The sequence below is a fragment of the Rhodohalobacter sp. 8-1 genome, assembly GCF_038150125.1.
Taxonomy (GTDB): Bacteria; Bacteroidota; Rhodothermia; order Balneolales; family Balneolaceae; genus SW132.
In genome coordinates, this window is sequence record NZ_JBBVMF010000024.1 from 54,033 (window position 1) to 72,667 (window position 18,635).

Below are 18,635 nucleotides of genomic sequence, written 5' to 3' on the forward strand. Positions count from 1 at the left end.
ACCCTTCTCGAGGGGAGGAGTTTTTAAACCTCTCCTCCGTGGAGGAGACAGATCAAAACTCGTTCAGAGTTTTGATCTGAGGTGGGTTTTCGGGACGTTGATTAGGCTTAGATATATATCCAGGCTTCTCAACTCCTCAAACACACTCCTCGCCAAAACAATTTTCTAAAGAACCAATACCAAAAAAACAAACAAAACTACCATGAGCACAAACGGACAAGAAAAAAACTACAAATATGAAACCCTGCAGCTCCACGCTGGCCAGGAACCAGATCCAACAACCGGGTCGCGAGCCGTACCTATTTATCAAACCACGTCGTATGAGTTTGATGATACCGAGCACGCCGCTACACTTTTTGCTCTAAAAGAGTTTGGTAACATATATACCCGGATCATGAATCCAACCACGGATGTGTTTGAGAAACGCATTGCTGCACTCGAAGGCGGAGCAGCGGCCGTTGGTACTGCGTCAGGTCAGTCCGCTCAGTTTCTTACGATTATCACCCTCGCACAAAGCGGTGATAATATTGTTTCAACCCAAAATCTGTATGGCGGAACATATAACCAATTTAAGGTGACTTTTCCACGATTAGGCATCAATGTAAAATTCACAGAAGATGATTCTCCTGAGAGTTTCGAAGCATTAATCGATGATGATACAAAAGCAATCTATGTGGAAAGTATTGGTAATCCTAAAGGTAACGTACCTGACTTTGATGGCATCTCGGCCGTAGCTAAGAAGCATGGAGTCGCACTGGTCGTAGATAATACATTTGGTGCCGCAGGATCTATTGCCCGGCCGATCGATCACGGTGCTAACGTTGTGGTACAATCAGCTACCAAATGGATCGGTGGTCACGGGACTAGTATTGGCGGAGTGATTGTAGATGCCGGTAATTTTGACTGGGGCAACGGCCGATACCCACTCTTTACAGACCCCTCCCCCGCCTATCACGGTCTGAACTTCTGGGAAGTCTTCGGGGAAGATGGACCGTTTGGAAACATTGCCTTTGCAATCCGTGCACGCGTAGAAGGTTTGCGTGATGTGGGACCTGCACAATCACCATTCAACAGTTTTCTGCTGCTTCAGGGACTTGAAACCCTGTCACTGCGTGCAGAGCGTCATGCTGAAAATGCACTCAAACTTGCAAAATGGCTCGATGACAGCGAACACACGTCATGGGTAAACTACACCGGATTGCCTAATCATCCGCATCACGAAAACGGGAAAAAATACCTGCGTGAAGGCCGATTTGGCGCTGTGCTAACCTTTGGCGTGAAAGGTGGTTATGATGCAGCCCTGCAGTTTATCGAAAATGTAGAGCTTGCGAGTCATCTTGCCAACGTTGGCGATGCAAAAACCCTGGTCATTCATCCCGCATCCACCACCCATCAGCAGCTCACTGAAAAAGAGCAGGCATCCGGTGGTGTAAAGCAGGATTTGATACGAGTATCAGTTGGTATCGAGCATATCGATGATATCATTGCCGATTTCGAAGGGGCATTTAAGAAGATTAAGGTAAAATCTTAGAGCGGGGACAATGGCGTTGATGGGGTTTGGAGTCACATTCAAACTTCTCAACTCTATTTACACACCCCTGGAGAATCGCTAAACGCGATTATCCGGTCCCCTCTCAAGGGGGGATTTAGATATCTCTCCTCCCACGGAGGTGACAGAACAGCTCGTGCAGAGTTTGATCAGAGGTGGGTTTTACAGCTTTGATGTGGTTTGGAGTAACATCCAAACTCCTCAACTCTATAAACACACCCCTCGGCCATCTGAATCTTGCTCTGCATGTTCAGTTGGACTTTTCCCCTCTCAAGAGGGGATTCTTTTAATAAAAAAACCCGACCTCGAAAATCGAGACCGGGTCATCATCCATAACGCCGACAGTGACTTTTAGCTGGGACATGTCGGCATCAAGATTAAATCTAATATACAAATGAGTAACGTAAAATTCGCATACTGGGTACCGAATGTCAGCGGAGGTCTTGTGGTGTCTAAACTGCCACAAAAGACAAGCTGGGATTTTGAAGCAAACAAGAAATACGCTCAAATTGCAGAGCGGGTTGGTTTTGAGTACGCCTTGCTGCAAACACGGTTTATCGCCAGTTATGGCGCTGATAACCAGCTTGAAGCAGCTGCCCTCGGATCCGCGCTTGCAGCCGTAACAGATAAGATTAACCTGATATCGGCTGTACATCCGGGGCTCTGGCATCCGGCTGTTTACGCAAAAATTCTGTCTACCATTGATAATATAAGCAACGGACGTGTAGCCGTTAATGTAGTGAGCGGCTGGTTTAAGGGTGAATTCACCTCATTCGGAGAACCGTGGCTGGAGCATGATGAACGGTACAGACGATCCGAAGAGTTTATTGAAGTTCTGAGAGAACTTTGGACGAAAGAGAATGCAAACTATCGTGGTGATTTCTATCAAATCAGCGATGCTCCTCACAAACCCAAACCCAGGAAAGACGGTATTCCGATCTTCCAGGGCGGAAATTCAAAAGCAGCACGAAAAATGGCGTCACGGGTGTCCGACTGGTACTTTATGAATGGAAACACCAACAGTGGCATCAAAGAGCAAATCGATGACGTTAAACAGCTCGCCGAAAAGGAAGGCCGGGACGTGAAGTTTGCCCTGAACGGGTTTGTGATTGTCCGCGATACAGAGGAAGAAGCAATCGACCAGCTTGAACAAATCATTGGTCATGCAAATGAAGATGCGGTCAACGATTTCCGTGATGCCGTACAGCAAGCCGGTGCCTCATCAAAAGAAGGTGAAGGCATGTGGGCCGATTCATCCTTTGAAGACCTTGTTCAGTATAACGATGGTTTCAAGACGGGTCTCATTGGCACACCTGAGCAGGTTGCCGACCGCGTAATCGAACTCAAGCAACTTGGCGTTGATCTAATCCTAACCGGATTCTTTCACTATGATGAAGAACTCGAACGATTCGGCAAGGAAGTCATTCCGCTGGTTCGTGAAAAAGAAGAACAGCTGAAAGAAAAAGGAGTAGCAGCATGACCATACTTGGAATTTCAGGAAGTTTGAGCATGCAATCGAAAACTGAATTGGTCATTCAAAAAGCGCTTGAGTTTGCATCAGGCCAGGATGAATCAATTCACACGGACCTCATCACGCTGTCAAATAGTGATCTTGTGTTTTGTGATGGCCGTAATCCTGACAGTTACACCGGTGACACACGAACAGCTCTCGATAAAATCGCTGATGCAGATGCCCTTATCGTAGGTTCCCCTATCTACCGGGGAACCTATTCAGGTGCGTTTAAAAACCTCTTCGATCTGATTCCAAACGATGCTCTCAAAGGAAAAGTTGTAGGTATCATAGCAACCGGTGGTTCAGATCATCACTACTTGTCCATTGAGCATCAGTTCAAGCCGCTGTTTGGGTACTTTAATGCCTACACCGTTCCCGGTGGGGTTTACGCATCCAACCGCCACTTTACAGAGGGAACGCTTACGGATGAGGGCGTCATCATAAGGTTGAAAAACCTGGCTGAAGAGACCGTTCGATTGTCTGTTCGCTTAAATCAAACGTACAAAGGCCCTGATCAGCCGGTCATCAAACGTGAAGCACTAATTGAATCATAAATAACTGAAAAGCCATGAATGAGGGAATTATAAAGACTCATCTCAAAAAAGATTTTATCACTGAATCTGGTCACCGTTTCGAACATCCGGAGGTTGCCTATAAAACATGGGGAACTCTCAACGAGAGCCGGGATAATGTGATTTTGATCTGTCATGCGCTTACAGGCCATGCAGCGGCTGATGAGTGGTTTCCCGGTTTGATTGGAGAGAACAAACTTTATGATCCTGCAAAAAACTTCATCATCTGTATCAATGTTCCGGGGAGCTGTTACGGCTCATTAGGCCCGTGGACTAACGATCCCAAAACCGGCGAGTCCTACAGATCGTCATTTCCTGACATCACAATCAGAGATATGGTTCGCTTTCAGCAGTTGCTGCTCGATCAGCTCGATATCCGGGGAATTGAACTTGTGATCGGCGGATCGATGGGTGGCATGCAGGCACTTGAGTTTACCGTCATGGATCGCCGCATTCAATCAGCCTGCCTCATTGCGATGGGAGCGGCGCATCGTCCATGGGCAATTGGTATCAGCGAGGCACAGCGGGCCGCCATCAAGGCAGACCCGAAATGGAACGGCGGAAATTACGATTTTGATGACGGTCCGGACCAAGGCATTGCGGCCGCAAGGATGATGGCAATGATTACCTATCGCACGCCCGACAACTACGATACCAAATTTGGGCGCAGAAAACAGAAAGGCTCAGATCAATACCAGGTTCAATCTTATCTGCAGTATCAGGGTGAAAAGCTGGCAAAACGGTTTGATGCAAACTCATACGTAATCTTATCAAAGGCGATGGACTCGCATGATATCTCACGATGCAGACCCTCGAAAGAAGTTCTGCTAAACAGAGTTGAAATTCCCGTTCAGGTCATAGGCGTAGATTCCGACCACCTCTACCCTGTCTCCGAGCAAAAAGAACTGGCAAAGTTACTTCCCAACAGCCGCCTGCACCTGATCGAATCCCCTTATGGACACGATGCCTTTCTAATTGAATTTGAACAGCTTCACAATATTATAAAACCTTTTAAAGATATTCAGTCGATACTGACATACTAATATGAGCAACATTTCAGCATTAAGCAGACATCTACCTGTCCCCGGAACTAAATCGAACAAAACGGATATATTCATCGCGGGGATTGGCGCCGTAGGCGGAACCTTGATTCGTCAAATCAGTAATCTTTCTGATGCCGATTCCTTTAACATTATCGGGGCGTGCAATTCTACCCGGACTCTATGGATAGATGATGAAGAATTTAAGATAAACAAGAAAGCTCTTGCAAATAGTGAAGCAAAAAACTGGGACCGCATCATAAAAAAGCTTGAGCCTGCCGATGGAAGGGAGCTTGTATTTGTTGATGCCACAGGCGACCATGAAGTTGCAGGCTTCTACCTGAAACTCTTCGAAAAAGGGATACATGTGGTAACGCCCAGCAAAATTGCGAACACACGAAAGCAAGTGTATTTTGATCTCCTTCAAAAAACTGCGGACGAGCACGACGTCAAATTTCTATATGAGACAAATGTTGGTGCCGGTCTGCCCGTGCTTCGTACCGTGAGAGACCTTGTGAAAAGCGGTGATGAAATCACAGAAGTGAGCGGAGTTCTCTCTGGAACGATGACATACATTTTTTCGCAGCTTGATGCAGGCCTTCCCTTTAGCGAAGCAGTACTGAAAGCACGCCAGCTTGGATATGCCGAACCTGATCCCCGGGATGATCTGTCCGGAGAAGATGTAGCACGGAAAATGATGATTCTCTCGAGAGTGAGCGGATATACGGTTGAACGGGGAGATCTTAATGTAGAACCCATCACGCCAAAAGAACTGGCAAATGTTGATTCGGCAACATTTCTCGAGCGTCTGCCAGAATTTGATTCTGAATGGAAAGTTAAACTTGAGGAACTGAAAAAAGCAGGCAAGACGCTCCGCTATCTGGGAAAGATGAAAAAAGACGACATAACAGTAGGTCTTCAGGAGCTTGATATTGATTCACCGGTGGCCCGCCTGCAGGGAACCAATAATATTATTCAGATTCACACCCGGCGTTACAGCCATCAACCTCTCATCATCCAGGGGCCCGGTGCAGGGAAAGAGGTTACTTCAGCAGGAGTTCTGGCTGATATTCGGCAGATTATGAGGAATGGGCGGTGATTTTAATATAGGGCTGAGAACTATATTACCATGTATTATGGAAATGGATTTGAGCCTATAAAGTTCTCAGATTGAGGAGCATAACTTGACGTTGCCAGTGAGATTTTTAGACATGGACTATCTATCTCTAATATTTTAATTTGAGCTTTAAAGTCACTTCTGCTTATCCCCTATTGCCCCTTCAGAGAGGCTTTGAGAAAATAATGTATCAACAATAAATTAAATTACGTGATATAGCCACGAATTCCCGAGGTCACTAAGAATCACAAAGGATTAATGGTTGAAATTATTAAATTTAGTATATCTTCGTGAACTTGTGCCTTTGTGGCTAAAATGACAAACCTGAGGATTTAATTGACAGTTCTTTCATACCCTCCAGAAGGGGGACACTCATAAAACGTGTAAGCATGAAACCAATTTCAAGATAACATCTTATTTCCTGGGCTTTTTATACACCGGTACATTCGAGCACGCTTCACCGTACATCAGTTTTTGAACATGCGGGAGTAATTTCTTTGTTGCATACATATAAACATCAGGAGGTACATCCATCTTGCTGCACCCTTTCAGAAGTACAAAACGGCCGTCATATTTTCGCCAGTCAACAAGATCCAGCTTCTCCTTGAACAACTGACGTATTGCTTCTTCTTTTGTACCGAAGTAGACGTTTCGAGCAAATTCTTCTGCATGCTGAACAACCAACATATACGCCCACTTTGGAATGATAGCGTCTGTTGAACAGTGGACGGTAAGATAGGTTCCGTCGAACTGTGACCAGTCTAAGTTATTCAGTTTCTCTCTGAACTCTTTCTCCTTGAGAATCATCTCATGGAACAGAAAATCTTTCAGATCCAGCTCTTTGATGATGATTCCTTCAGCGAACTTCTCCAGATCGACTGTCTCGAGCTTCGACTGTTTTACTTTATTTACAATCTCTCCCATGGTGCTGCCTGTAAGCCGTTTATATTCTTAATTGTACCGATCAGAGCGAAAATGATTCGCCGCAGGAGCAGGTACGAACTGCATTCGGATTGTAGAAATGAAAGCCCTGCCCTTCGAGTCCGTCCGTGTAATCGAGTTCCGTACCAGCGAGGTATAGAAAACTCTTCATGTCAACGATAAGCTTGATACCGTCCTGTTCAAAAACCTTATCCCCGTCTTTCATACCGGTGTCGGTATCGAAATCGAGATCATAGGTCAGGCCGGAGCAACCGCCACTCACAACACTCACCCGCAGCGGAGTTCCTTCCGGGTGACTATTATTCTGGCGGATCTCTTCAATTCGCTTGGCCGCTCGGTCTGTTATTGAAATAGACATAGTCGTTTTCTAAACAGAAATTACCTGAAGTTCCGGGTCAATGCGCTTCACCATACTTTCAATGGCATAGAGTGTTCCGGATGTTGCCGTGGGGCACGTGCCGCATGCGCCCTGGTAGTGGACTTTCAGCCTGTTGCCATCAAGGCCCAGAATTTTGAGTCCGCCGCCATCAGCCAACAGATACGGGCGTACCTGTTCATCCAGCATCTGGTTGATTTGCTGCAGTCGCGGATCATCGGTGTCCTGCACTTCCCGGGTAGCATGAACTTCTGAATCTTCCTCGACATCAAGCTGCGGCGTAGCTTCACGAATCGGAGGGGCAAGCTTACGCAGCAGATCCGACCATACTTCCTTGCCGTCCTGCGTAACCGTCACATATTTATCAACATAGTAGACGTTAATCACATGATCGATATTAAACAGTGCGCTTGCCAGCTCATCATGCTCGGCTTCCGCACTGTTTTCGAACGATCTTGTAACTCCGTTTGTCAGTGGTTCACCCAGCACAAATCGCATTGCATCAGGGTTGGGCGTTCGTTCTATTTCTTTAATCTTCGGCATAAGTCAGATTATTTCTTGGTTTCTAAAAAAAACAATGGGTACAAGTAAACTATTCAAAAAATGTTTTTACGTATTTAATTCCGTCTATCAGCTGATCGATATCCTCTTCCGTATTGTAAAACGAAAGTGATGCCCGGGTTGTTGCCGGCACATTAAATCGTCTCATAATTGGCTGTGCACAGTGGTGCCCCGTACGAACCGCAATTCCGCGTTTATCCAGCAGTGTTCCCATGTCCGATGCGTGAATATGATCGAACACAAATGAGGCCACTGACGCACGATGTTCGGATTCGCCGATCAAACGTAAACCCGGAACAGTTTTCAGCCGCTCAACAAGATATTCTACAAGAGCATGTTCCCTGTCGGCAATTGCATCCATTCCTATCGAACTCAGATAGTTAACCGCGGTGCCAAGTCCTATTCCGGCAGCAATCGGGGGCGTGCCGGCTTCAAATTTAAACGGAGCCACATTATAAGTCGTCTCCTCAAAACTCACCTTGTCAATCATATCTCCGCCACCACGGTACGGCGGCATATTATCGAGATACTCTTTCTTGCCATACAAAATTCCAAAGCCTGTGGGGCCACACATTTTGTGTGCTGAAAAAACGTAAAAGTCACAATCCAATTCCTGAACATCGATCACTTCATGCGGGGCAGATTGTGCGCCATCAATCAAAACAGCAGCGTCGACTTCGTGCGCAAGTTCGGTAATTTCTTTCACCGGGTTGATGGTACCCAACGCGTTTGAAATATGTATCACAGAGACAATTTTCGTTTTACCGGAAAGCATTGATTTATATGCTTCCATATCGAGATCACCGCTGTCATCAACCGGTACAACTTTAATAACCGCGCCGGTTTTTTCTGCAATCATCTGCCACGGCACAATATTGGCGTGATGCTCCATCTCAGTGAGGATAATTTCATCACCTTTGCCCAGATGTTGCCCGCCATAACTGTTTGCCACCAGGTTGATGGAGTCAGTCGTCCCGGTTGTGTAGATGATTTCATCTTTTAACCGGGCGTTGATAAACGTCTGAATTTTTCCGCGTGTTTCCTCATACGCATCCGTTGCCCGCTGGCTCAGTGTATGAATACCACGGTGAACATTTGAGTGCTCATATCGGTGATAGTGATCAATCCGATCCGCAACCTGTACAGGCATTTGGCTCGACGCACCATTATCGAGGTAAGCGAGCCGATGCCCGTTTACTTCTTGTTTAAGAATCGGGAAATCGTCCCGAATCTTATCAAAGTCTACCTGTTCCGATATGGATGCTAAAGATTTGTTCATGCAGTTACTTTTGCAACATTGTTGGCTTTCGTGTATCTGTACACTTCATCAATCAGAAGCTGGTGCACGGAATCAACTTTAATATTCTCAATGGTTTCGAGCGCAAACGCATAGGTTAACACCTCTTTTGCTTTCTGCTCGGTCATTCCGCGACTCTGAAGGTAAAACACCTCTTCCGGGTCAAGCTGACCGATCGTTGCGCCGTGTGAACAGAGCACATCATCAGCAAATATTTCCAGTTGCGGTTTAGTGTTTACCAATCCGTCTCTGGAGAGAAGCAGATTCCTGTTTTCCTGGAATGAATCGATTTTCTGCGCATCTTTGCGGACAAAAATCTTTCCGTTAAATATAGAATGAGCATTGCCATTTACCACCACTTTGTGCAACTGATGACTTTCGGCGTGCGAAAACTTGTGATCCATCGTGGAATGAGTGTCGGCAATCTGATCGCCGTCAATCAAAACGAGTCCGTCGAGCGTAAAGTCAACTTCCTCATCTTCCTGAATTACTTTCGGTTCATTCCGGGTCAGTTTGCCTCCCAGCGTTATAGTGTAAGAGTGATACTCCGAATTTTTCTCAACATAGGTAATCGGCCGCGACACGTGAACAGCGTTCAGACTATCGCGCTGTATTCTTGCGTGATGGATGTGAGCGCCCTGCTTCACTTTGATTTCACACACCGGGATCGTCATATACTTATTGTCGGAAAGGCCCACGTGATCTTCGATAATCGTCACATCTGAGTCTTCATCAGCCAGAACCAGCATTCGCGGAGTGGCAATGTACGGTTTGGATGAATCCGTGTATAAATTGAGCACGTGAATGGGTGCTTCAGCTTTCGCCCCTTTTTCAAGATGGATATAAACGCCATCAGTAAACATGAGGCCGTTGTAGTGAACAAACGGATCATTTTCGTAATCGACCAGCTCATTAAGAAATTCGTCTGCTTCTTTTTCATCGAGGTATTCCGGCAGATTTCCAACGGTCACGCCATTTCCAAGTCCACCAATTGATGAGTACTTTTCCTGGTATTTTCCATTAATAAAGACAAGCCTGCTGCGATCCGATTCGGGAATAAAATACTTCTCGACATTAATCGCGGGATGAATGCCTGCTTCGTCAAATGTGAAAAATTCGGTTCTTGTGATAGGTTTTAGATCCGTAAACTGCCAGTCTTCCATTTTCCGGGTTGGAAAAGGAGATGTATTCAGTTTTAACAAACTCTGTTCCCGGATTTTCTTCATCAGAGCATTCTCAACATCCGGCGCATATCCGGCCAGATCATGTAATACAGATGATTGTACATTTTCAGGTTTTACCATGTCTTATCCTTCTCCATTTACAGTTCCGTACGCATTCAGCCATTCATAACCCTGGTCTTCAAGCTTATGCGCCAATTCTTTATCACCTGATTTGGCTACAACTCCGCCAATCATAACGTGCACAAAATCGGGCTCAATGTAGTTCAGCAGGCGCTGATAGTGAGTCACAAGCACAACAGAATCTTCGCTTCCGTGTAGCTGGTTAATCGCCTCAGCCACAGTTTTCAGGGCATCAATATCGAGGCCTGAATCTGTTTCATCCAGAAATGAAAGCTGTGGATTCAGCACTGCCATTTGAAAAATCTCGTTACGTTTCTTTTCGCCGCCTGAGAATCCTGCATTTACGCTTCTGCCGAGAAATTCAGGGCTCATTTCAACCAGCTCAAGTTTGTCTTTGATGTAATCTTCAAACTCAAGCGGATCAAGCTCTTCACGTCCCCGTGATGCGGCAATTGTGTTGTACGACTCCCTGAGCAGCGTATTATTTGTTACGCCGGGAACATCAACCGGATACTGAAACGCCAGGAAAATACCGGCGTGTGCCCGCTCGTCTGGATCAAGGTCTAAAATGCTTTCCCCGTTGTATAAAATATCGCCTTTCGTGACCTCATATTCAGGATGGCCCGCGACAACTTTTGAAAGGGTACTTTTACCACTTCCGTTGGGGCCCATAATGGCGTGTATTTCACCTTTTCCAATGCTGAGGTTCACTCCTTTGAGGATCTCAATTCCCTCGCCCTCAACTTCTACATGTAAATCTTTAATTTCTAACACGGTTGTTCTGTATTTTTAAGTTTATCAATTTAAATTGGTCTCAATGGTTTTCTCTTCTTTAGAGAAACGCTCCTCTTTCATGTCAAGGAGCATTTAATCTGATATCTGACGTGAAGGCAAGTTGCCATTTTAGCCCACGCTGCCTTCAAGTTTGATGCCAAGCAGTTTGTTAGCTTCAACTGCGAACTCCATCGGCAGTTCTTTGAGCACTTCTTTGCAGAATCCGTTCACAATCAGCGAGATCGCGTCGTCTTCGCTGAGTCCGCGCTGCTGCAGGTAAAAGATTTGATCTTCCCCTACACGCGATGTCGTAGCCTCATGCTCAACTTTGCCCGTTGGATTGGCCGACTCGATATACGGGAACGTGTGAGCGCCACATGTCTGGCCAATTAGCATAGAATCGCACTGTGAATAATTCCGTGCGTTTTCAGCTTTCTTACTGATTTTTACAGCTCCGCGATAACTATTATTCGAGTTTCCGGCGGAGATTCCTTTCGAGATAATCGTGCTTTTAGTATTCTTACCGAGGTGGATCATTTTTGTCCCCGTATCTGCCTGCTGGCGCTTGTTTGTAACCGCCACGGAGAAAAATTCTCCCACGGAATTGTCACCTTTCATGATCACACTTGGGTATTTCAGCGTTACGGCAGATCCTGTTTCGAGCTGTGTCCAGGAAATTTTTGAATTATCGCCTTTGCACATGCCGCGTTTGGTTACAAAGTTGAAAATACCGCCTTTTCCATCTTCATCGCCGGCGTACCAGTTCTGAATCGTTGAATATTTAATTTCGGCGTTTTCCATTGCTACCAATTCAACAACAGCGGCGTGAAGCTGATTTTTATCATACATCGGCGCTGTACATCCTTCAAGGTAGCTCACGTGGCTATTATCCTCACAGATAATCAGTGTCCGCTCGAACTGCCCTGAATCCATGTTGTTAATGCGGAAATAGGTAGAGAGCTCCATCGGGCAGATTGTATCTTTTGGAACGTAGCAAAAGGATCCATCAGAAAAGACCGCAGAATTCAGTGCTGAGTAAAAATTGTCCCGGGCCGGCACTACCGATCCCATATATTTCTTTACAAGCTCCGGATATTTCTGTACAGCTTCAGAGATGGAACAAAAGATGACACCCGCCTCACCAAGCTTCTCTTTAAATGTTGTGAAAATCGAGACGCTGTCAAATACTGCATCAACGGCCACGCCTGAGAGCATTTTTTGCTCATCGAGAGGAATCCCGAGTTTCTCATAGGTTTCCCGGATTTTTGGGTCTACGTCATCAAGGCTATCTTTCTTCGGCTTATCCTTTGGTGAAGAGTAGTACTGGATGTTATCGAAATCCGGACTATTATATTTGGCGTTGAACCATTCAGGTTCTTCCATCTCTTTCCACGCGTGAAAAGCTTTCACACGAAATTCCGTCATCCACTCAGGCTCTTCCTTAATAGCAGATATTTTACGGACGATGTCTTCGTTTAAACCTTTAGGAAAATCTTCATATTCGATATCAGTTGAGAAGCCATATTTGTACTCCTCACCAATCATCGATTCTAATTCTTTTGTTTCACTCATGTCGATCCGAAAATTTTAAAAATTCAGTACTTTATTGCTGTAGATTTCAACGTTTCAACCGAACCTTACGTTCGGCTCCGGTGCGCTGATAGGTAACTTATTCTTATCTAGAATAAATAAATATAAGCATTTTCGCACCGCCTTTAAAACGCGGAACGAATTATCCCAATATCCATAATCTGAAGCTGATCAGCCAATTGAGTTTAGTGATCAGTGTTATCATTCGGAGTTATCATTTATCACTGCTTAAACGCACAACAAGCTCAAAAAATATAGTTCGTCAAAAGTCTGTATTACTGGTTTTGGTAACGCCTAAGAGCTGACGCAACACGCTGATCATATTCTTCAATCAGTCGGCTTTCAGCCAATTGACTTCGATCTCGTTCATTCAGAAAACGGAGACCGGCAACTGCTCTATACCGAATTCTTGGATCGCCGTCCGTAAAAAGCTCATCAAGACGGTTGCTCCATCCCTCTTGCGATTCATCGTTATCCAGTATCACATTTAGAGCTCCTACCCGCACGTCATACGGGAATTCGGAACTCAGAAATGTATCAGAAAGCTGAACCGCTTTTTCTGCAGCGCCTTTATCTGCGATGGCATTAAGAAGTACCGGAACCTGCATCAATACAGTTTCTTGAACGATCAATGATTCAACTATTGATACAAACTGGTCAGTTTCAGTTACATCCGCCAATGAATGAATGGCAGTAACCTTTAATTCGTCCTGATCGGCCGATCTGATAATCGATTGAAGTGTTCGGATTACTCGTTCATTGCCGGAATAAGCGCCAAGCGCACGAATGGCTGTAAGCCGCACAGACTGGGGCTGATCCTCTCCTACTCGCTCGAGAAACAATTGGGACGTACCGCTTGCGCCTGCCGTAACCATCCGAAGAGTCTCAAGAATTTGAGCCTTTACCTCCGAACTTGTTTCATTCCTGATCATATCTAATATAGCCAGCTGGAGGTCGGGGTTATCAGCATACTGCCGCAACCCGATAGCTGCTTTCAGCCGCTGACTTTCACTCTCACTGTTTTGAAGCTGATATATCCAGTACATGAATGGCTTTTCTACATCCAGCTCGATATCTGACCGATTTTGAACCTGAAGTTCGATATTCTCAAGGCCAGATTGAAGATTCACCACAACCTCGTCACTCCCCCCGGTAAATGTTAATTCGCTTGAGCTCAAATCATTGAATGTATATTGCGTAATTTGCAGGCTTACAAGTTCCTCAACAGGCGGCCCGTCAGTCGAAAATTGAATTCGCGCCTCGTTTTGGGTTTCATTCAGATCGATCAAAACATCATAAACATAAGTAGTTTCTTCTTCTGTGACCGGCTCCGAAAATTCAGGCCTGCTGGTCAAAAGTCGCCCTGTCACGCGGTAAACCTGTCTTGTAAAATCCTGCCAGGTTGAGGGATATTGAGTATCACCGAACACATTCTCTTTTGATGCGGTAAGAAATCTATTTATTTGCTGGTTATCATTCAGATGGTAACGGTATCGATCAATATTGTCTGCAGAAAGTTGTTTGTAGAGCGAATTCCACGCCAAAAGTGTATCTCTCTGCAAACTCTCAAGCCCGAGCTGATTCCCGAAGTAGCCATGATAAAGCTGCAATGCATCGGCATCACTCCACTGCATTTCACGCAGCTGAACACCGGCCCACTGCCCCATCACACCAAACCTAATCTGCTGATCAATATCCCCGTTTGCATCGATAAGTATTGTCCCCGCACCAAATGTTCGATGCTCCCATACAAGATCATGAACAGCCACTAAATGAAGATTACCGTACGGATAGCTTTTGCCGGTCAGATCTTCCATGCGCCGAATTGTCTCATCGGCCAAATTGATCAGGTCATCCGGATTAAATTCCACAACATTAGGCAGCTCAACATGCAGCCGGAAATTCCTGAAATTCATCACACGGCTTGTGGATTCAAAATCACTTAGGGCAAAGAATAGCGAGGTGACCGGCCGTTTAGTAGCCGATCTGTATCGGGTGATTTCCGTATCAACTGAAGCCACTTCGTTACTGACAAGTGAACCGCTCATAACGAACGATTTGCCCGCGGGATGACGAACGGTCAGGTCATACGACAGCATCGTAGACGGATAATCGGCTACCGGCAGCCAGTGGCGTGTCGTCCGGGGATGCTGTGATGAAAATGTGGTGCCTCTGTATGTTCTCAAAACACCAAAGACCGGCGTAGTAGAATAAACAACTCTCAAATTTGCGGCCTGTGATCGTGCAAATGTATCATCCAAATAGACAATGAGCGTGTCGTTGTGGATCTCGAAATCCATTGTACGTTCATCAATCAAAACATCTTCAACAAGCATTCGGACGGCATGAAGCTCAATAGAATCGCTCTTTTCAACATTGAATCGAATATCATACGATACCTCTCCCCTGATCTCGCCCTGCGGACTAATGGTTAGATCGCCTTCCATATGTTCATAAGTGACATCGAGCCGGGGAAAGGCTTGATAATCGTATGTTTGTGCCTGCAGATGTTGAACTAAAAACAGAAGTGTAAACAGAATACCGACAATCGTAGCAGTTTTATTCATAATAGGCGTTATTCAAAAAATGATAAAATCGATGATTTAAGAGCAGGATTCGTCGAAATGGCACTGCCTGATGTGACTGATTCATTTCCTTCCACATCAAAATAGCTGCCCCCCGCTTCTTTCACGACCGGCAGCAGCGCGGCGGCATCCCACAAATTTAAAATCGGATCAAACATAATATCTGCTCGTCCTGTAGCCACCATCATGTGCCCATAGGCATCACCCCAGGTTCTGTGTATTCGAGTTTCCGATAAAAGTTTCTCAAATTGTTTAATATATCCGTGTTTGTAAACGTGCTCCATGTCGGTCGTCAGAAACGTTGCTTCGGAGAGCTTTTCACACGGCCTGATGGTTGCCTTCTCTCTGTTAAGGTAACAGCCGGTTCCGGTTGCTGCAGACACCATTTCATTAAGCGCAGGCGCATATATTACGCCAACTTCAGGTTTTCCACCAATTAAAATCCCAATAAGCGTTGTATAAAACGGAACGCCATGAATGAACGATTGCGTACCATCAATGGGGTCTAAAACCCAAACCACGCTGGCATCATCGCGCTCCCTGCCAAACTCCTCGCCAATGATGCCGTGATCGGGAAAACGATTTTTAATCGCTTCACGCATCAGCATTTCAGCGTTTCGGTCGGCATTTGTGACGGGCGAATCATCTTTTTTAAACTCAAGGTCGAACGACTGTTTGAAAAAATTTAGTGTTGAATCACCTCCGATGCCTGCAATTTCTACAGCGGCTTTTCGTAATGTATTGAGATTAAAATCCATCAGGGTTTGTCGATCTTTGTGGTTATTTTTGGGAAATAATTACGGAGTATATAATAATTTTTAAAGATACAATTTCCATGACCGATTCTCAGATTTTTGATCAGATTGCCAACACTCTGAATCTATCAGCAAAACAGATCAAAAAAGTTGCCGATTTTATTGATGATGGTGCCACCATTCCATTTCTCGCCCGTTACCGACAGGAAGCAACCGGCGGGCTTGATGAAGAGCAGTTAAGAGCCGTTCGCGATCAGATTGATCTACACCGAACGCTCGAAGATCGAAAGAAAACTATTCTCAAAGCGATTGATGAACAGGACAAACTGACCGATGAGCTTGAAAAGAAAATCAAGAACTGTAAAGATCTGAAGACCCTTGAGGATCTCTATCTTCCCTACAAAAAGAAACGAAAAACCCGGGGCGATATGGCCAAAGAGAAAGGCCTTGAGCCACTCGCCAAAAAGATTTGGGACCAGGAAATTGAATCCGGGGATCCGCTTGAGCATGCCAAAGAGTATATTGATAAAGAAAAAGAACTTCCGGATGCCGAAACAGTTTTGACAACAACACTTGATATCGTGGCGGAGTGGATTAATGAATCAGTGGAGGTTCGCGACACGCTGCGAGATATTATCCGAAAACATGGTTTGATCTCCACGCGGAAAAACCCAGCTATTGATGAGCGTACCAATTACGAAGACTATTACGATTTCAGCTCTCGCGGACATCAACTGAAACCTCACCAGGTGCTTGCCATCAACCGCGGCGAGCGCGAAAATGTTCTGTTCGTGAACCTTGAGCTGAATGAAAACATCACGCTTGAAAAACTCGATGATATAGTTATATCAAACGATGCGTCAATATTTACGCCCCGTCTTCAGGATGCGGTTGAAGATGCCTATAAGCGATTGCTGCTCCCCTCGCTTGAACGCGAATACCGAAATGAACTGACCGATATGGCAGATGAACATGCGATTGAGACTTTCGCAACCAATCTGAAAAACCTGCTGCTTCAGCCGCCTCTCAAAAACCAGGTTGTGATGGGAATCGACCCGGCCTATCGAACCGGCTGCAAGGTGGCGATCATCGATCCGCTGGGAACCTACCAGGAAGGAACGACCATCTACCCAACGCCGCCTCAAAAGAAAATCAAAGCGAGCGAAAAGGTAGTCAATGATCTGATTGACAAATATAATGTCACACTCATCGCCATAGGCAACGGAACAGGAAGCCGTGAAACCGAGCAGTTTATTGCTGATTTGATCCAAGCCCGCAAAGAGTCTCACCCCGATGAAACACTGCACTATCTTATCATCAGTGAAGCAGGCGCGTCGGTCTATTCGGCATCTACCGTTGCCAGAGAGGAATTCCCGGAACTGGATGCGGCGCAGCGCGGTAACATTTCAATTGCGCGACGCGTGCAGGATCCCCTGGCAGAACTTGTGAAGATCGATCCTAAATCTATTGGCGTGGGCCTTTATCAGCACGACATCAACCAGGTGCAGCTTGCAAAAAAGCTTGACGATGTTGTTGAAAGCTGCGTCAACGATGTGGGTATCAACCTCAATACGGCCAGTTCATCGCTGCTGACGCATGTATCGGGACTGAGCCGGAAAGTAGCAAAGAACATTGTGGATCACCGCGAATCCAAAGGACGGTTTATGAGCCGCGAGGAGCTGAAAGGTATCAGCGGCGTTGGTGAGTTTCGCTTTCAGCAGGCCGCCGGCTTTATGAGAATTCCGGACGGAAAACATCCGCTCGATAATACAGCGATACATCCTGAAAGCTACGAAGCTACTGAAAAGCTTTGTAATCTGTTTGGTATCGACATTGACAACCTTCAGGATGAAAAGCAGAAAATTGAGTCTGCGTTTGCCAATATCAAAACAGACCAGGTAGCGGAACAGGTCGGCGTAGGTGTGCCAACGCTTGAGCTGATTATCGAAAACCTTCAGAAACCGGGACGAGATCCGCGGGAATCACTACCCAAACCACTGCTTCGCCAGGACGTATTGAAGATGGAAGATCTTTCGCCCGGAATGAAGCTGGAAGGAACTGTCAGGAATGTGGTGGACTTCGGAGCGTTCGTTGATCTTGGAGTGAAACAGGATGGGCTTTTGCATATTTCGCAAATGAGCGAAGGGCGCAGACGGATCGAGAATCCGCACGACGTGGTATCTGTGGGTGATATCATTAATGTAGAGATCAAATCCATTGATATTGAACGCGGCCGGATTGGGTTATCGCTGATCAAGTAGCGCAGCAAGACATGGTATGTCTGATGGCAAAATGTTTTGCTCGGCTGAGGAATTTAGTGTGAGCCTGGCAGTTAGTCAAAATTTTGGATTCACGAGACACGCTATGTCTCTATCTAACAAAATGCGGGCCCAATAAGACATGGTAACTACCCCAACAACACATCCCTCGGTCTGAAAATTTGCGTACCGCCGTTTTCAGATCCATTTCCCCTCTCGGAGAGTAATGGTACTAACATTAGCCCATATTGACATCTTTTCCCCTTACTTTTGAACGGACACCCCGCTAAAGCAGGACTAAAAGAAGAAAGTACGCATGCCCAAGGCATACCTTCGGTGAAACCCGCCGGGCTGGTGATTCCTTCCGTCGGGATTTGCGGTCCGTTTTGTCCCGAAGGGATC

Annotated in this window: 15 protein-coding genes; 6 read left to right on the forward strand and 9 right to left on the reverse strand. The window is 45.8% G+C overall.

Annotated elements, in window-relative coordinates; translation table 11 throughout:
- Positions 1-202: 202 nt before the first annotated feature.
- The 5 genes from AABW11_RS17645 (at position 203) to AABW11_RS17665 (ending at position 5,773) form a co-directional block, all read left to right on the forward strand.
- Positions 203-1,531 carry an O-acetylhomoserine aminocarboxypropyltransferase/cysteine synthase family protein gene (locus AABW11_RS17645; protein ID WP_340106509.1) on the forward strand — a complete coding sequence of 443 codons (1,329 nt, stop codon included), beginning with the start codon at positions 203-205 and terminating at the stop codon, positions 1,529-1,531.
- A gap of 412 nt (positions 1,532-1,943) precedes the next feature.
- Complete coding sequence (gene sfnG / locus AABW11_RS17650; protein WP_340106511.1) at positions 1,944-3,029, forward strand: dimethylsulfone monooxygenase SfnG; 1,086 nt, start codon at positions 1,944-1,946, stop codon at positions 3,027-3,029.
- Positions 3,026-3,616, forward strand: coding sequence for an NAD(P)H-dependent oxidoreductase (locus AABW11_RS17655; protein ID WP_340106513.1), 591 nt, complete (start codon positions 3,026-3,028; stop codon positions 3,614-3,616). The genes sfnG and AABW11_RS17655 overlap by 4 nt, the downstream gene beginning before the upstream one ends.
- A gap of 14 nt (positions 3,617-3,630) precedes the next feature.
- Complete coding sequence (gene metX, locus AABW11_RS17660) at positions 3,631-4,677, forward strand: homoserine O-acetyltransferase MetX (protein WP_340106515.1); 1,047 nt, start codon at positions 3,631-3,633, stop codon at positions 4,675-4,677.
- A 1-nt stretch (position 4,678) separates the two neighbouring features.
- Positions 4,679-5,773, forward strand: a complete 1,095-nt coding sequence (locus AABW11_RS17665; RefSeq protein WP_340106517.1) for a hypothetical protein — start codon at positions 4,679-4,681, stop codon at positions 5,771-5,773.
- A gap of 432 nt (positions 5,774-6,205) precedes the next feature.
- Here the strand turns inward: AABW11_RS17665 and AABW11_RS17670 are convergent, their stop codons facing one another.
- The 9 genes from AABW11_RS17670 to hisN form a co-directional block, all read right to left on the reverse strand.
- On the reverse strand, positions 6,206-6,715 hold the full coding sequence (locus AABW11_RS17670; protein ID WP_340106519.1) for a DUF2480 family protein: 510 nt from the start codon (positions 6,713-6,715) through the stop codon (positions 6,206-6,208).
- A 40-nt stretch (positions 6,716-6,755) separates the two neighbouring features.
- Positions 6,756-7,091, reverse strand: coding sequence for a HesB/IscA family protein (locus tag AABW11_RS17675; RefSeq protein WP_340106521.1), 336 nt, complete (start codon positions 7,089-7,091; stop codon positions 6,756-6,758).
- A 9-nt stretch (positions 7,092-7,100) separates the two neighbouring features.
- Entirely contained in the window at positions 7,101-7,652 is a 552-nt protein-coding gene (locus AABW11_RS17680; RefSeq protein WP_340106523.1) for a NifU family protein, read from the reverse strand.
- A gap of 49 nt (positions 7,653-7,701) precedes the next feature.
- Positions 7,702-8,949: a cysteine desulfurase gene (locus AABW11_RS17685; protein ID WP_340106525.1), complete on the reverse strand. Its 1,248-nt coding sequence runs from the start codon at positions 8,947-8,949 to the stop codon at positions 7,702-7,704.
- Positions 8,946-10,271, reverse strand: a complete 1,326-nt coding sequence (sufD, locus tag AABW11_RS17690; RefSeq protein ID WP_340106527.1) for a Fe-S cluster assembly protein SufD — start codon at positions 10,269-10,271, stop codon at positions 8,946-8,948. The genes AABW11_RS17685 and sufD overlap by 4 nt, the downstream gene beginning before the upstream one ends.
- A 3-nt stretch (positions 10,272-10,274) precedes the next feature.
- Positions 10,275-11,045, reverse strand: coding sequence for a Fe-S cluster assembly ATPase SufC (sufC, locus tag AABW11_RS17695; protein ID WP_340106529.1), 771 nt, complete (start codon positions 11,043-11,045; stop codon positions 10,275-10,277).
- Between the two features lie 129 nt (positions 11,046-11,174).
- Positions 11,175-12,617 (reverse strand): Fe-S cluster assembly protein SufB, encoded by a 1,443-nt coding sequence (sufB, locus tag AABW11_RS17700; protein WP_340106531.1) that lies wholly within the window; start codon positions 12,615-12,617, stop codon positions 11,175-11,177.
- Positions 12,618-12,910: 293 nt separating this feature from the next.
- Entirely contained in the window at positions 12,911-15,202 is a 2,292-nt protein-coding gene (locus AABW11_RS17705; protein ID WP_340106533.1) for a hypothetical protein, read from the reverse strand.
- A gap of 8 nt (positions 15,203-15,210) precedes the next feature.
- Positions 15,211-15,978: a histidinol-phosphatase gene (hisN, locus tag AABW11_RS17710; RefSeq protein ID WP_340106535.1), complete on the reverse strand. Its 768-nt coding sequence runs from the start codon at positions 15,976-15,978 to the stop codon at positions 15,211-15,213.
- A 77-nt stretch (positions 15,979-16,055) separates the two neighbouring features.
- Here hisN and AABW11_RS17715 point away from each other — a divergent pair, with 77 nt between their 5' ends.
- Positions 16,056-18,236 (forward strand): Tex family protein, encoded by a 2,181-nt coding sequence (locus AABW11_RS17715; RefSeq protein ID WP_340106537.1) that lies wholly within the window; start codon positions 16,056-16,058, stop codon positions 18,234-18,236.
- Positions 18,237-18,635: the final 399 nt, after the last annotated feature.

Excerpts from the sequence above, each read along its gene's own strand:
- AABW11_RS17645 (WP_340106509.1), top strand. The coding sequence starts at position 203 with ATGAGCACAAACGGACAAGAAAAAAACTACAAATATGAAACCCTGCAG.
- sfnG (WP_340106511.1), top strand. The coding sequence starts at position 1,944 with ATGAGTAACGTAAAATTCGCATACTGGGTACCGAATGTCAGCGGAGGT.
- AABW11_RS17655 (WP_340106513.1), top strand. The coding sequence starts at position 3,026 with ATGACCATACTTGGAATTTCAGGAAGTTTGAGCATGCAATCGAAAACT.
- metX (WP_340106515.1), top strand. The coding sequence starts at position 3,631 with ATGAATGAGGGAATTATAAAGACTCATCTCAAAAAAGATTTTATCACT.
- AABW11_RS17665 (WP_340106517.1), top strand. The coding sequence starts at position 4,679 with ATGAGCAACATTTCAGCATTAAGCAGACATCTACCTGTCCCCGGAACT.
- AABW11_RS17670 (WP_340106519.1), bottom strand. The coding sequence starts at position 6,715 with ATGGGAGAGATTGTAAATAAAGTAAAACAGTCGAAGCTCGAGACAGTC.
- AABW11_RS17675 (WP_340106521.1), bottom strand. The coding sequence starts at position 7,091 with ATGTCTATTTCAATAACAGACCGAGCGGCCAAGCGAATTGAAGAGATC.
- AABW11_RS17680 (WP_340106523.1), bottom strand. The coding sequence starts at position 7,652 with ATGCCGAAGATTAAAGAAATAGAACGAACGCCCAACCCTGATGCAATG.
- AABW11_RS17685 (WP_340106525.1), bottom strand. The coding sequence starts at position 8,949 with ATGAACAAATCTTTAGCATCCATATCGGAACAGGTAGACTTTGATAAG.
- sufD (WP_340106527.1), bottom strand. The coding sequence starts at position 10,271 with ATGGTAAAACCTGAAAATGTACAATCATCTGTATTACATGATCTGGCC.
- sufB (WP_340106531.1), bottom strand. The coding sequence starts at position 12,617 with ATGAGTGAAACAAAAGAATTAGAATCGATGATTGGTGAGGAGTACAAA.
- AABW11_RS17705 (WP_340106533.1), bottom strand. The coding sequence starts at position 15,202 with ATGAATAAAACTGCTACGATTGTCGGTATTCTGTTTACACTTCTGTTT.
- hisN (WP_340106535.1), bottom strand. The coding sequence starts at position 15,978 with ATGGATTTTAATCTCAATACATTACGAAAAGCCGCTGTAGAAATTGCA.
- AABW11_RS17715 (WP_340106537.1), top strand. The coding sequence starts at position 16,056 with ATGACCGATTCTCAGATTTTTGATCAGATTGCCAACACTCTGAATCTA.